The following is a 13,973-nucleotide window of genomic DNA, read 5'->3' as shown; positions in this document are numbered from 1 at the left end:
CATGTTTCATTGTCCTAAGTGCAAGCATTCCGCGCATGCGCGTACCAGTCGCTATTTAAGTGAAAACACCAAAGAGCGCTATCACCAGTGCACCAATGTTGACTGCAGCTGTACGTTCGTGACGATGGAGTCCGTGGAGCGTCTGATCGCAACCCCTGGAGACGCTGGGAATGCGCGAACGGCTTCGCTTTCCCACGCTTAGCGGCTTCGCTTCCGACCGTTGAAAAAAACCAATAAAAAAGCCACTCGCTAGAGGGGCTTTTTTATATGATTCTAAAGCTAAAATTTGGTGGCCCCTGCTGGACTTGAACCAGCGACCAAGCGATTATGAGTCGCCTGCTCTAACCACTGAGCTAAGGGGCCGTGGCGGTGAATTATAAAGTAACTCCCCGCAGCAATCCAGCCATTCACTCCTGCCTGCTGTTTTTATAAACAATGCATAATCAATCCTTTATACTTCCATAACGATGTATCAGTGGGAGTAAAGATGATTAACGACATTCTGGCCCCTGGCCTGCGGGTAGTATTTTGCGGAATCAACCCGGGGAAATCCTCGGCGTACACCGGTTTTCACTTCGCTCATCCGGGAAATCGCTTCTGGAAGGTGATCTATCAGGCAGGTTTTACCGACAGGCTACTTAAGCCAGAAGAGGAGCAACACCTGCTGGATACGCGCTGTGGGATCACCATGCTGGTCGAGCGTCCTACGGTGCAGGCAACCGAGGTCAATCTGCATGAACTACGCAGCGGCGGGCGGGAACTGGTCAAGAAAATAGAGGAGTATCAGCCCGCTGCGCTGGCTATCCTCGGCAAGCAGGCTTATGAGCAGGCATTCAGCCAGCGCGGGGCGCAGTGGGGTAAACAGAGCATTCGCATCGGTGTAACGCAGGTGTGGGTGCTGCCAAACCCAAGCGGATTAAACAGGGCAACGCTGGATAAGCTGGTTGAAGCCTATCGCGAACTGGATGAGGCGCTGATGGTGCGCGGGCTGTAGCTGCCGGAGCCAGAGGCTCCGGCACCACTGTCAGAACTCGAAGCGTGCGCCCATGTTGTAGCGGCGTCCTTCCAGCAGGGAAGACTGGTTATAGGACGTTTTGTAGATCGGGTTCACGTCGAACAGGTTGTAGACCCCCGCCATTAGCGTGATGCGCTTGTTGAGATGGTAGCGTGCGCCTAAATCAACCAGCGCATAGGCCTCTGTGGATGTCGATTTCCCGGTGTTCGGCGTGTTGCTGCGCCAGCTGGCTTTGGTCCACAGCTCAAGATCGTTAAGCGCGTTCCACGTCAGGGAGAGGTTGGGCATGCTGCTCGGGAATTCGTTCAGCGCTTCCCCCTTGTACTGACCGCTCTTTTGCTCGCTGTGCGTATAGGTGTAGTTCGCGTTAGCCTTCAGCGCGGGCGTGACCTGCCAGTCACCGTTCAGCTCTAGACCATAAATTTCCGCGTCGCTGACGTTGAAGTACTGGGAGACCTCTTCCGCTTCATAGCCGTTGTACACACACTTCTGCGTAGCCGTTGCAGTACAGATGGTGTAGTCGCTGATCTTGTCTTTAAATTTGGTGAAGAACACGGTGGCATCCAGCGCCAGCGCGTCCTCTTGCCAGTAAACGCCCAGTTCGGTGTTGACGCTCTGCTCGGGCTTAAGGTCGTTGTTACCGATGCCAATATAGGAATAAGGATACGAACCGTAAACGCTGGTGAAGCCTTCGTTGTTCTGGCGCAGATCCGGTTTTTTATAGCCCGCAGAGACGCCACCTTTCAGCGCCCAGCTTTCATCAATCGTCCAGTTGCCGTAGAGTTTTGGCGTCACGTGGTAGCCAAAATAGCTGTCGTGATCGAGACGTGCTGAGGTGGTGAGGGTGAAGTCCGGCACCATCATCCATGCGTCTTCGGCGAAGACCGCCCAGCCGTTACGCGTGATTTTGCTGACTGGCGTGACGCCCGGCACTTCCTTGTCTGCAATACCGAAGGTGTCGTCCAGCTCGTTGCGGGTGAAGTTAATCCCCAGCGTCAGCTTGTGATCGCCAAGCGTAAAGGTGTTCGCGCTATTGGCCTCGTAGTTACGCTGTTTGATGAACTGCGAGCTCATCCCCGGAACGCGATATTCGGTTTTGGCGTTCTCGTAGCTGACGAAGTTCTTCGCTTCCAGCAAATCGTCACCGTACCAGGCGTGCTGAGAAAGCGACGCAGCATCGCGGTCAAAATCCCATTCCCAGGCTTTATCGTTGTGTGATTTTACCTGATGCCCTTTAACGACATTTAAATCCCACAGTTGGGTATCGGTCGGCGACATGTTGATGGTCGCGTCCAGATTTCCGGCCTGGTGCTTTACAAAGCGCTCATCGTTCTGGCTGTCGTCATCGCGACGGTCCAGATAATCCGCCGCCACGCTCACCCCGAGTTTGCCGGGAATAATCGGCCCCATCAGGAAAGCGTTGGTCTGGTTGGTGTTGCCGTACTCGCTCTTCTCCTGCAGGAAGTAGTTATCTTCCAGTACGCCGGTCCATGCATCCAGGTTGTAGCCTTTTTTGGTGATGACGTTCACCACGCCGCCAATGGAGTCAGAGCCATACAGGGAGGACATCGGCCCACGGATCACCTCAATACGCTCGATAGCGGCAAGCGGAGGTAAAAAGGCCGCTTCGGTGCCGATGTGGTGCCCGTAAGGGCGGGATTCGCGGGTACCCTGTTTGATACCGTTCACCATGTAAGAGGTGTAGGTCGAGTCGGTGCCGCGCATCTGCACATCACCCGTTGCCAGGCTTCCGTTACCGTTGCCCACTAATACACCGGGCATCTCACGAAGCGCCTCGGTGACGTTCTGGTTCGACCGGGTGTTAAGCTCTTTTTCACCGACGACAGAGATGGTGGCCGGTGCTTCGCGGCGTTCCTGCGCGAAACCGGTGGCGGTGACGACAAGCTGATCTTCATCTGCCGGGGTAGTTTCCTCGGCGAAAACTGCCGCAGGTAGGGTGGCGAGGGCGAGCGACATCGCCAGCGCCGTTCGTGTCTGGTTCATCACGTCGCACTCCTCAGAATGGGGTTAAATCGAGTTTGAGCACATAGTCAGCCTTGTTGGCCTTTTCATCCTGTTTCACGCTGACGAACAGCGTTTTGTTGTCAGGGGAAAGCACCATGCTGTTTGGCATCGCCGCCGTTGTGACGGTGTGTTTCAGGCTGTAGGTGTTGGCATCGATAACGCTTATCTGACGGGCATTGCGATGGGTAACATACACTTCATCGCGCGCAGGGTTGTAGACCGCGGCAATAGAGTTCGGTGTTGGAACGCGATGAACAATTTTGCCGGAGTCGAGCTGGACAACCAGCACGTCACGGGTGTTGGTATCCGCAATAAAACCAACGCCTTTGGCGGTGTTCAACGCGATGTTCAGGAAGTAGTGTTTAGGTTCAGCGGGGTCAACCTTTACGCGGGAGAGAACCTGCGAGGTTTTGCCATCCAGGGTAATTAGCTCGCCTTTGCCGGTCACAGCGTAAACTTTATCGCCTGCTTCATCGACCGCAAAACCGACCGGATCCATCTGTTTGTGGGTCAGCAGCAACGTCTGTTTTTGCGTGTCGACGACCCACAGCACGCCTTTGCCTTCGCTGCCGATGCCGGAGACATACAGGCGGTGGTGTTTCTTATCAAGAACCACTTCGCGGACGTGTGCTTTATTCTCAGCATCCGCAAGCTGGAGGGTTTTCACTTCTTTGTTGGTGCGGGTATCGAGCAGTGTCACTGAGCCATCAAGCGGGTTGCCTAACCACAGGATATGACTGGCATCATCCAGTGAAACCGCAAACGGGCGGCGCTGGGTAGTAATGCGCTCATTAACGTTTAGTGAATCGACCGCAAGCTGGAACACTTCACCGGCGGTTTTGTCTTTCTCGAAAGAGGGGGCAGAGGCCGCGTAGACTGCCTTTTGTCCAGCGTCATAAGCCAGTTCGTAAACGCCGTGACCCAGCGGCTGAGAGATAAACTGATCTTCCGTGAAATCCTTTGCCAAAACAGAACCCGCGTGAAGTGCTAGGGAAATCGCGAGCGCACAGAGGGATTGATTTTTTAATGTTTTGAAATTCATGTAATTTTTCTTTACAGTAGTTTACGAAAAGAAAAATGATAATGAAAATAAATATCATTTACAATTGCATATGTAAGCGGTCACCCCTACTAATTTTTGTACTCTCGGTAGAAAATCCCCAAAAAAAACTCCCCGCAGGGAGTTTTTGCTGTCAGGACAGATTAGTCGTCCAGGAAGCTACGCAGCACTTCAGAGCGGCTTGGATGACGCAGCTTACGCAGCGCCTTCGCCTCGATCTGACGGATACGTTCGCGGGTAACGTCGAACTGTTTACCCACTTCTTCCAGCGTGTGGTCGGTATTCATATCGATACCGAAACGCATACGCAGTACTTTTGCTTCACGGGCGGTCAGGCCAGCCAGAACGTCGTGCGTGGCAGCACGCAGGCTCTCGGTGGTGGCAGAGTCCAGCGGCAGCTCGAGGGTGGTATCCTCGATGAAATCACCCAGATGCGAATCTTCATCATCACCGATTGGTGTTTCCATGGAGATTGGCTCTTTGGCGATCTTCAGCACTTTACGGATCTTGTCTTCCGGCATCAGCATGCGTTCAGCCAGCTCTTCCGGCGTCGGCTCGCGGCCCATCTCTTGCAGCATCTGGCGGGAGATACGGTTGAGCTTGTTGATGGTCTCAATCATATGCACCGGAATACGGATGGTGCGCGCCTGGTCTGCGATAGAGCGGGTGATCGCCTGACGGATCCACCATGTCGCATAGGTAGAGAACTTATAACCACGACGGTATTCAAACTTATCTACCGCTTTCATCAGACCGATGTTGCCTTCCTGAATCAGATCCAGGAACTGCAGACCACGGTTGGTGTATTTCTTGGCGATAGAGATAACCAGACGCAAGTTCGCTTCAACCATCTCTTTCTTCGCACGGCGGGCTTTCGCTTCGCCGATGGACATACGACGGTTAATGTCTTTTACCTGCTCAATGGTCAGGCCAGTTTCTTCTTCGATCTGCTGAAGTTTCATCAGGCCGCGCTGCACATCGTCTTTCACATCATGCAGTTTTTCTGACCACGGTTTGTTCATCGCGATAGCCGCGTTGAACCAGGTCTCGCTGGTTTCGTTGCCGGTGAAGAGGGTGATGAAGTTCTTCTTCGGCATTTTGCACTGTTCAACGCACAGCTTCATGATGATACGTTCCTGGGTACGCACGCGATCCATCATGACGCGCATGCTGTTCACCAGGTAATCGAACTGTTTTGGCACCAGGCGGAACTGTTTGAACACTTCAGACAGCTTCAGGATCTCTTCCTGAGCGGCGGCATGGCTGCGGCCTTTGGCTTTGATGGTGTCACGCGTGACTTCGTACTGGGTACGCAGCTCACCGAACTTCTCACGTGCCAGCTCAGGGTCGATGCTGTTGTCGTCGTCGCTGTCGTCTTCTTCTTCCTCATCTTCGTCTTCGTCGTCATCCATCTCTTCCTGAGACAGTTCTGAACCGACGTGAGTGGCGGTAGGCGCCATATCTTCTTCAGCGTTCGGATCGACAAAGCCGGTGATCAGATCGGACAGGCGAGCTTCTTCAGCTTCAACGCGATCGTACTGTTCCAGCAGATAGGTGATGGCTTCCGGGTATTCAGCAACAGAACACTGAACCTGGTTGATCCCGTCTTCGATGCGTTTAGCGATGTCAATTTCGCCTTCGCGGGTCAACAGTTCAACGGTACCCATTTCGCGCATGTACATGCGGACCGGGTCAGTGGTACGCCCGATTTCAGATTCCACGCTGGACAGTACCTGTGCAGCAGCTTCTTCCGCATCTTCGTCAGTGTTGTTGGAGGTTTCAGCCAGCAACAGATCATCGGCATCCGGTGCTTCTTCCATCACCTGAATACCCATGTCATTGATCATTTGGATGATGTCTTCGATTTGATCTGAATCGACGATATCTTCCGGCAGATGGTCATTGACCTCGGCATAGGTCAGATAGCCTTGCTCCTTACCGCGTTGGACAAGAAGTTTCAGCTGTGACTGCGGGTTTTGCTCCATAAGACGGTATCCACACTTATTTCGTTTGATTGGTGTCGGCGATGGGGCTGCCAACCTTTAAAGCGAGGGCGTACTTATATTTTTGCCGCTGCCTCTCAGTGCGGCTGCCGGGGGCTTCCCGATCGATATTCGGCACTTAAGCCGTTAAATTTTTTATTTCTTCGCCAGTTCCTGGTTAATCATCCAGAGCTCCCGGCGTTCTTCGCTGCTCAAACCGTGTGTGCGCTCGCGAGCTATCAACTCTTCCTGGCGCAACTCAAGCATCGAATCAAACATATGGTTGAGCGAGTCGGTGAACGTTTTTTCTGCAATGTCCTTATCTGCTATATCGTCCCACATCGACAATTTTTCAAGGGTAGCGGCCTCTTTTGTGCCGCGATAATGTTCTAAAAGTTGTCCGGTGGTCAGACCTGGCTGAGACAAACAAGTGTTGACCAGTTCTGAAAATAAGCCAAGTCCGGGCAATTTTTCGTGGTTCAAACCCGCCAGCGACGGCACTTGCGGAGCAAGCTCGGGGTTTTGCACCAGTAACCCTATCAGTATACGCATGGTTGTGCGTTTTAGCTGAGGCGCGGCGCGAACCGCACCGTTTTCAGCCTGTTTAGGCATTAAACGTTCAAGCTGGCTATCGTCCAGAATGCCGAGCTTGTTGCCTAGCTCCTGACGCAGATAGATGCGCAGCGTTTCGCCGGGCGCCTGGCTGATTAACGGCAGCGCCAGCGTACTGAGCTGCGCGCGCCCGTCAGGGGTACTCAAATCGACCTGCGGCATCAGGCTGTTAAACAAAAACGTGGAGAGCGGCTGAGCCTGCTCCATCCGCGCTTCAAACGCCGCTTTGCCCTCTTTACGCACCAGCGTATCCGGGTCTTCACCGTCGGGCAGAAACATAAAGCGTAGCTGACGCCCATCGGTCATATAAGGTAGCGCGGTTTCCAGCGCGCGCCAGGCGGCGTCACGTCCTGCGCGGTCACCGTCGTAACAGCAGATGACGTTGTTGGTCACCCTGAACAGCAACTGAATATGATCGGCAGTCGTGGACGTACCTAACGACGCAACCGCGTAGTTGATGTCGTACTGCGCCAGCGCCACGACGTCCATATAGCCTTCGACGACCAGCAGACGCGGAGGTTCCGCATTATCCTGCTGCGCCTCATAAAGACCGTACAGCTGGCGGCCCTTATGGAAAATATCGGTTTCCGGGGAGTTGAGGTACTTCGGCAGGGCATCACCCAGCACGCGACCACCAAAACCAATTACCCGGCCTCGCTTGTCGCGGATCGGGAACATCACCCGTTCACGGAAGCGGTCGTAGCTTCGTCCCTGGTCGTTGGTGACCAGCATGCCTGCATCGATGAGAGACTTACGATCTTCGCTATTGCCGCCAAAACGCTTTAACACGTTGTCCCAGCCGGGCGGGGCGTAACCAATAGCGAAACGCGCAATGACATCGTCGCTCAGTCCGCGCTTGTTCAGATACTGACGCGCAGGCTCAGCCGCAGAGTGCTTAAGAGACTGTTGGTAAAACGAATTCAGGCCATCCATCAGTTGATACAGCGTTTGCCGTTGATGGCGCTCGATCTGACTTGGCCCACTGCCTGCTTCATACGGCACTTCAAGGTTATGCATCGCCGCCAGCTCTTCGACGGTTTCAACGAACTCGAGCTTGTCGTAGTTCATCAAAAAATCGACGGCATTACCGTGTGCGCCACAGCCGAAGCAATGGTAGAACTGCTTTTCACCGTTTACGGTGAAGGAGGGGGTTTTTTCGTTATGGAACGGACAGCACGCATGGTAGTTCTTGCCCTGCTTTTTTAGCTTTACCCGCGCGTCGATGAGATCGACGATGTCGGTTCTGGCAAGCAGGTCATTGATGAAAACGCGTGGGATTCTTCCGGCCATATGCCCCAAAATTTTAAGCGACTTATAAACGAAAACAAGCCGCGCATTCCTTCCGGAAGCACGGCCTTACGACTATTACTCTGTCTGTCAATTGAGGGCTGAGGCCCTCAACCAATTAGTACAGACGAGTACGGCGGGCGTTTTCGCGAGCCAGTTTCTTCGCGTGACGTTTCACAGCGGAAGCTTTAGCGCGCTTACGTTCGGTCGTTGGTTTTTCATAAAACTCACGACGACGAACTTCAGCCAGAACACCTGCTTTCTCGCATGAACGTTTGAAGCGACGCAGTGCTACGTCGAACGGCTCGTTTTCACGTACTTTAATTACCGGCATGTAACTCTCACCTTTAATAAATTCGGTTTGCCGCTGGCATCAACGCCAGCTTATTTCAAACATGGTGCGGAATTTTACTGCAAATGCTGCTGCTTTGTAAAGCACCGATGCGATTTTGAAAGGGACTTTAATAAGGGTGAGGAGTATACACGAGCCTTCTTCCTGGGGCGAACAAAGTTTTACATCAACCCGCCCAGGCTCTACACTGCGCGGTATTGAAACGAGGTAAAACAAGTCATGCGTGTACTGGGTATTGAAACATCCTGCGATGAAACCGGCATCGCCATTTACGACGACGAAAAAGGGCTTCTGGCCAACCAGCTGTATAGTCAGGTGAAATTGCACGCTGACTACGGCGGCGTCGTACCTGAACTGGCCTCTCGTGACCACGTGCGTAAAACGGTTCCCCTGATTCAGGCGGCGCTGAAAGAAGCGGGATTAACGGCAAAAGAGATTGATGCAGTGGCGTATACCGCAGGCCCGGGCCTGGTTGGCGCGCTGCTGGTTGGCGCAACGGTTGGCCGTTCGCTGGCGTTCGCGTGGGATGTGCCAGCGATCCCGGTTCACCATATGGAAGGGCACCTTCTGGCGCCGATGCTGGAAGAGAATCCGCCTGAATTCCCGTTTGTGGCGCTGCTGGTCTCCGGCGGTCATACGCAACTGATTAGCGTAACGGGCATTGGCAAGTACGAGCTGCTGGGCGAGTCGATCGACGATGCCGCCGGTGAAGCCTTCGATAAAACCGCCAAGCTGCTGGGGCTGGATTACCCGGGTGGCCCGATGCTGTCAAAAATGGCGTCGCAGGGAACGGAAGGGCGCTTTGTCTTCCCGCGCCCGATGACCGACCGTCCGGGGCTGGACTTCAGCTTCTCCGGGCTGAAAACCTTCGCGGCCAATACTATCCGCAATAATGATAACGACGAGCAGACGCGTGCCGACATCGCCCGTGCGTTTGAAGATGCGGTGGTAGATACGTTGATGATCAAGTGCAAGCGCGCGCTGGATCAGACTGGCTTTAAGCGTCTGGTGATGGCGGGTGGCGTGAGCGCTAACCGCACGCTGCGCGCGAAGCTCGCCGAGATGATGCAAAAGCGTCGCGGAGAAGTGTTCTATGCGCGTCCGGAATTCTGTACCGATAACGGCGCGATGATCGCTTACGCCGGGATGGTGCGCCTGAATGCGGGCGCAACGTCAGACCTCAGCGTGTCCGTGCGTCCGCGCTGGCCGCTGGCGGAACTGCCAGAGGCGTGAGTTTTTTTGCCCGGTGGCGCTGCGCTTACCGGGCCTACAACATCCACATGTGCCCACGTGCAATAACCCACACTACACCCGCAGCATCCCTTTCTCTTCCAGAAACGCAATAATCGTCGCTAAACCGTCGCCCGCCTTCAGGTTGGTAAACGTCCACGGACGCTCGCCGCGCATGCGGTTGGTGTCGCGTTCCATCACCTCCAGCGATGCCCCCACGTACGGCGCGAGATCGGTTTTGTTGATCACCAGAAAATCGGACCTGGTGATCCCCGGCCCGCCCTTGCGCGGGATTTTTTCCCCTTCGGCCACGTCGATCACGTAAATCGTCAGATCCGCAAGCTCCGGGCTGAAGGTCGCGCTCAGGTTGTCGCCGCCGCTTTCAACGAAGATCAGATCCAGATTGCCGAACTTCTCGCTTAACGCTTCCACCGCCGCCAGGTTCATTGAGGCGTCTTCGCGGATGGCAGTGTGCGGACAGCCGCCTGTCTCCACGCCCACGATGCGCTCCGGCTCCAGCGCGCCCGCCTCGGTCAGGATGCGCTGATCCTCTTTGGTGTAGATATCGTTGGTCACCACCGCAAGATGATAGGTATCGCGCATCGCCTTGCAGAGCGCTTCCAGCAGCGCGGTTTTGCCCGACCCTACCGGGCCGCCCACGCCCACGCGCAGGGGATGTTTGTAATCAGCCATATTGACTCCTCAGGAACGGAATAGTCGTGAATATTGGGTTTCGTGGCGCGCGGAGGCGATGGCGGACAGCGGCGTTGCTGCCCCCAGCGCGTCGTCGCGACGTAAAAATGCCTGTTCAAAACCAGCGGCGTAGTCGTCGCTCAGTTCGATAATCAGCTGCTGCGCGGCCTGTTGCCCAAACGGCACCAGCTTGACGCCCGCCATCACCGCGCTCTCCATCCAGCTGTAGCCGAGGCTCAGCGCCAGCTCACGCGCGCCAATACCCCAGCGCACGCCGAGCCAGGCCATGCCGCAGAGCTGGCTTTGCATAAACAGCGGCAGCCATTCGGGCGGACAATCCGGCTCCCAGCTCTTAATTAGTCGCGTAAAGGCCGCCCCGCGGTTTCGCTCTTCTTCTCGCAGCTCGCGCGTTTCCCGGCAGGCGAGAAGGTATGCCGTCCAGCGTTTTGCATGTGTAAGATCGCGTTGCTCACAGGCCTGATAAAGGCGGAGAAATAGCGGCAGATCGACGCAGAAAAAGCTCTGCTCCATCTGCTGGGTTTGCCAGCGTTTAAAGGCGTCGGCGTCCGTGACCCAGCCCGCCTCAACGGCCCACTCCAGCCCCTGCGACCAGGTAAACGACCCGACCGGCAGGCTGCTGCTGGAGAGCTGCATCAGGCGCAGCAACTGGCGGGAATGATCCATCAGCTCATCAGTGCCAGCAGGGCGGAAACGATCAGCCCGCCGCCGAAGGTCTTACGCAGGCCGTCGTGACGACGCAGCAGCAGCCCCGCGGCAAAGCTGGCGCACAGCACCGTGGCGCTGGCCAGCATAAAGCCGCTGGTGAAGAGCCAGAAGCTGTGGCCGGACATCTCCACGCCGTGCGCCCAGCCGTGGAACATCGCCAGGGCAGGCACCGCCAGCAGCAGGCGGTTTTCAGTTTTAAACATCATCACGCCGGATACCGCCAGCGAGGCGATAATCAGCATCTCCATGCCGCTAAAGCCGCCGAGCAGGCTGCCCGCAATCGCACCGACAAGCATCATCCCGAGGGTGGCAAACGGCAGCAGGAGTTTGCGTCCGCTCAGCGCAGAGAGCACGCCCGCACCGGTCAGCATCAGCAGATGATCGAGCCCGGTCAGCGGATGGAGAAAACCGGCCTGAAAGCTGTCGGTGCCGTGGCCGGGGTGGGCGAGTGCGGGAATGGAAAAGGCCAGAAGCAGCAGAGGTAAATACTTACGCATGATGAATCCTTAATGTGAATGAGCGTGAGAGTGGCTGTGGGCATCGCTGGTGTAAGCGCCCGCTTCCGGTTCAAACGGCAGGCTGGCGTAGGCCACTTCCAGCCCGAACTGGCGCAGCATGTCGTCGAGAACGTGGTCGTGGTGATAGCGCAGCTCGCCGGGCATGATCTGCAGCGGCACGTGGCGGTTGCCCAGGTGGTAGCAGGCGCGGGCGAGCAGGAACGGATCGGCGCAGCGCACCACGGAAACCGACTCCGGGGCGGCGATCACCTCGACGACCTCGATACCGTCGTCGGTAGTCAGCAGGTCGCCCCCGCGCAGCAGCAGGCCGCGCGGCAGCATCAGCCCGGCTTCGCGCCCGTCGTTCAGCGCCACGCGGGCGCGGCTTTTCACCCGTACGTCAATCGGCAGCGTGACGCTGGCGGTAATCGGGTGCGTATGGTCCAGGCGTTGGGTTAAATAGATCATCATCACTCCTCAAAACAGGAAATAGCGTTGCGCCATTGGCAGAACGTCAGCCGGTTCGCTGGTTATCAGTTCACCGTCGACGCGCACCTCGTAGGTTTGTGAGTCGACGGTGATATTCGGCTGCAGGCCGTTGTGGATCATGTCCGCCTTTTTCACCGTCCGGCAGCCTTTCACCACCGCCGTGGCGCTCTGCAGGTTAAGTTGTTGCGGGATGCCGTTGGCACTGGCGGCCTGCGAGACAAACGTCAGCCGGGTGGCGTGGCGCGCGGCACCCAGCGCGCCAAACATCGGGCGATAATGCACAGGCTGCGGCGTGGGGATCGAGGCGTTGATATCGCCCATCGGCGCGCAGGCAATCATCCCGCCCTTGACGATGGTGGCGGGCTTGACGCCGAAGAACGCCGGGGACCAGACCACTAAATCCGCCAGCTTGCCCGCCTCAATCGAACCGACTTCGTGGGCAATGCCGTGGGTGAGCGCCGGGTTAATGGTGTATTTGGCGACGTAGCGCTTCACGCGGAAGTTGTCGTTCTCGCCGGTCTCTTCCGGCAGCGCGCCGCGCTGGACTTTCATGCGGTGCGCCACCTGCCAGGTGCGGATAATCACTTCCCCGACGCGGCCCATGGCCTGCGAATCTGACGAGGTGAGCGAGAATGCGCCGATGTCGTGCAGCACGTCTTCAGCGGCGATGGTTTCACGACGAATGCGCGACTCGGCAAACGCCACGTCCTCGGCTATATCCGGGTCAAGGTGGTGGCAGACCATCAGCATGTCGAGATGCTCGTCGATGGTATTGACCGTGTAGGGCAGCGTCGGATTGGTGGAGGAGGGCAGAATATTCGGGTGCGCGCAGGCGGTGATAATATCCGGCGCGTGGCCGCCGCCCGCCCCTTCGGTGTGGAAAGTGTGGATGGTTCGCCCGCCGATGGCCGCCAGCGTGTCTTCGACAAAACCGGATTCGTTCAGCGTGTCGCTGTGCAACGCCACCTGAATATCCATCTCGTCAGCGACCTCCAGCGAGGAGTTGATCGCCGCAGGCGTCGCGCCCCAGTCTTCGTGAATTTTCAGCCCGATAGCACCGGCGGCAATCTGCTCGCGCAGGGCGTTCGGGTTGGAGCCGTTACCTTTGCCGAGCAGGCCGATATTCACCGGCAGCGTATCGGCAGCCTGCAGCATGCGGGCGATATACCACGGTCCTGGCGTGCAGGTGGTGGCGTTGGTGCCCGCCGCCGGTCCGGTGCCGCCACCGATCATGGTGGTGACGCCGGAAACCAGCGCCTCTTCCGCCTGCTGCGGGCAGATCCAGTGGATGTGGGTGTCGATCCCGCCAGCGGTGACGATCTTCCCCTCGGCGGCAATCACTTCCGTTGCCGCACCAATCGGGATCGTCACGCCGGGCTGAATGTCCGGGTTCCCGGCTTTGCCTACGGCGAAGATCCGCCCGTCCTTGACGCCGATATCGGCTTTCACGATCCCCCAGTGATCGACGATCAGCGCGTTGGTGAGAACCAGATCCACGCAGGCGTCAGCGGTCATCTGCCCCTGGCCCATGCCGTCGCGGATCACCTTCCCGCCGCCGAATTTGACTTCTTCGCCATAGATCGTGAGATCGTCTTCGACTTCGATCCACAGCTCGCTATCGGCCAGCCGCACTTTATCCCCCGTGGTGGGGCCGAACATATCGGCATACGCCCGGCGTGAAATCTCAGCCATGTTTCACCTCTCCCATCACGTCACCGCGAAAACCGAAAATTCGCTGCGCACCCGAGACCTGCACCAGCGTCACTTCCCGCTTCTGGCCGGGCTCGAAGCGTACGGCGGTGCCCGCCGGGATGTTCAGTCGATAGCCCCTGGTGGCTTCCCGATCGAATTTCAGCGCCGGATTGACCTCGTAAAAGTGGTAGTGCGATCCGACCTGGATCGGCCTGTCGCCGTGGTTTTCGACAACCACGCTTTGAGTTTCTCGCCCGACGTTAAAGCTGATATTGCCCGGTTTGATCTGATATTCGCCTGGGATCATCACGCG

Annotated in this window: 14 protein-coding genes and 1 tRNA gene; 3 read left to right on the top strand and 12 right to left on the bottom strand. The window is 56.7% G+C overall.

Annotation, left to right across the window (positions count from 1 at the left end; all coding sequences use genetic code 11):
• The first annotated feature begins 1 nt into the window (after window position 1).
• Window positions 2–202, top strand: coding sequence for an ogr/Delta-like zinc finger family protein (locus ENTMO_RS24790; RefSeq protein ID WP_010435749.1), 201 nt, complete (start codon window positions 2–4; stop codon window positions 200–202).
• Window positions 203–287: 85 nt separating this feature from the next.
• Here the strand turns inward: ENTMO_RS24790 and ENTMO_RS0120815 are convergent.
• A tRNA-Ile gene (locus ENTMO_RS0120815) sits at window positions 288–363 on the bottom strand.
• Between the two features lie 124 nt (window positions 364–487).
• Between ENTMO_RS0120815 and mug the strand changes: the two genes are divergently transcribed.
• Window positions 488–994, top strand: coding sequence for a G/U mismatch-specific DNA glycosylase (gene mug / locus ENTMO_RS0120810; RefSeq protein ID WP_010435747.1), 507 nt, complete (start codon window positions 488–490; stop codon window positions 992–994).
• A gap of 30 nt (window positions 995–1,024) precedes the next feature.
• On the opposite strand, the gene ENTMO_RS0120805 is transcribed toward mug, so the two are convergent.
• From ENTMO_RS0120805 to rpsU, 5 genes are all read right to left on the bottom strand, one after another.
• The gene (locus ENTMO_RS0120805; RefSeq protein ID WP_029485200.1) at window positions 1,025–3,022 is read right to left on the bottom strand and encodes a TonB-dependent receptor domain-containing protein; all 1,998 of its coding nucleotides are present in this window, start codon (window positions 3,020–3,022) and stop codon (window positions 1,025–1,027) included.
• A 10-nt stretch (window positions 3,023–3,032) separates the two neighbouring features.
• Window positions 3,033–4,082, bottom strand: coding sequence for a 7-bladed beta-propeller protein YncE (gene yncE / locus ENTMO_RS0120800; protein WP_010435743.1), 1,050 nt, complete (start codon window positions 4,080–4,082; stop codon window positions 3,033–3,035).
• 161 nt (window positions 4,083–4,243) lie between these two features.
• Window positions 4,244–6,115, bottom strand: a complete 1,872-nt coding sequence (rpoD, locus tag ENTMO_RS0120795; RefSeq protein WP_260662717.1) for an RNA polymerase sigma factor RpoD — start codon at window positions 6,113–6,115, stop codon at window positions 4,244–4,246.
• A 123-nt stretch (window positions 6,116–6,238) separates the two neighbouring features.
• On the bottom strand, window positions 6,239–7,984 hold the full coding sequence (dnaG, locus tag ENTMO_RS0120790; RefSeq protein ID WP_010435739.1) for a DNA primase: 1,746 nt from the start codon (window positions 7,982–7,984) through the stop codon (window positions 6,239–6,241).
• Window positions 7,985–8,099: 115 nt separating this feature from the next.
• Complete coding sequence (gene rpsU, locus ENTMO_RS0120785; protein WP_001144069.1) at window positions 8,100–8,315, bottom strand: 30S ribosomal protein S21; 216 nt, start codon at window positions 8,313–8,315, stop codon at window positions 8,100–8,102.
• A gap of 237 nt (window positions 8,316–8,552) precedes the next feature.
• Here rpsU and tsaD point away from each other — a divergent pair, with 237 nt between their 5' ends.
• Window positions 8,553–9,566, top strand: a complete 1,014-nt coding sequence (gene tsaD / locus ENTMO_RS0120780; protein WP_010435734.1) for a tRNA (adenosine(37)-N6)-threonylcarbamoyltransferase complex transferase subunit TsaD — start codon at window positions 8,553–8,555, stop codon at window positions 9,564–9,566.
• A gap of 72 nt (window positions 9,567–9,638) precedes the next feature.
• Here tsaD and ureG read toward each other — a convergent pair whose 3' ends face one another.
• From ureG to ENTMO_RS0120750, 6 genes are read right to left on the bottom strand one after another with little or no spacing between them, the layout of a single operon-like run.
• Window positions 9,639–10,256 (bottom strand): urease accessory protein UreG, encoded by a 618-nt coding sequence (ureG, locus tag ENTMO_RS0120775; RefSeq protein ID WP_010435731.1) that lies wholly within the window; start codon window positions 10,254–10,256, stop codon window positions 9,639–9,641.
• A 9-nt stretch (window positions 10,257–10,265) separates the two neighbouring features.
• Complete coding sequence (locus tag ENTMO_RS0120770) at window positions 10,266–10,940, bottom strand: urease accessory protein UreF (RefSeq protein ID WP_010435729.1); 675 nt, start codon at window positions 10,938–10,940, stop codon at window positions 10,266–10,268.
• Window positions 10,940–11,479, bottom strand: coding sequence for a HupE/UreJ family protein (locus tag ENTMO_RS0120765; RefSeq protein ID WP_010435726.1), 540 nt, complete (start codon window positions 11,477–11,479; stop codon window positions 10,940–10,942). The genes ENTMO_RS0120770 and ENTMO_RS0120765 overlap by 1 nt, the downstream gene beginning before the upstream one ends.
• A 9-nt stretch (window positions 11,480–11,488) precedes the next feature.
• Entirely contained in the window at window positions 11,489–11,947 is a 459-nt protein-coding gene (gene ureE / locus ENTMO_RS0120760; protein WP_010435725.1) for an urease accessory protein UreE, read from the bottom strand.
• Window positions 11,948–11,956: 9 nt separating this feature from the next.
• Entirely contained in the window at window positions 11,957–13,660 is a 1,704-nt protein-coding gene (gene ureC / locus ENTMO_RS0120755) for an urease subunit alpha (RefSeq protein ID WP_010435722.1), read from the bottom strand.
• Window positions 13,653–13,967, bottom strand: coding sequence for an urease subunit beta (locus tag ENTMO_RS0120750; protein WP_010435720.1), 315 nt, complete (start codon window positions 13,965–13,967; stop codon window positions 13,653–13,655). Before ENTMO_RS0120750 ends, ureC begins: the two co-directional genes overlap by 8 nt.
• Between the last annotated feature and the right edge of the window lie 6 nt (window positions 13,968–13,973).

It is taken from the genome of Enterobacter mori LMG 25706, assembly GCF_000211415.1.
Lineage (GTDB): Bacteria > Pseudomonadota > Gammaproteobacteria > Enterobacterales > Enterobacteriaceae > Enterobacter > Enterobacter mori.
Note: the sequence above shows the minus strand (reverse complement) of the source record. Positions and strands in the feature narration are given on the sequence as shown.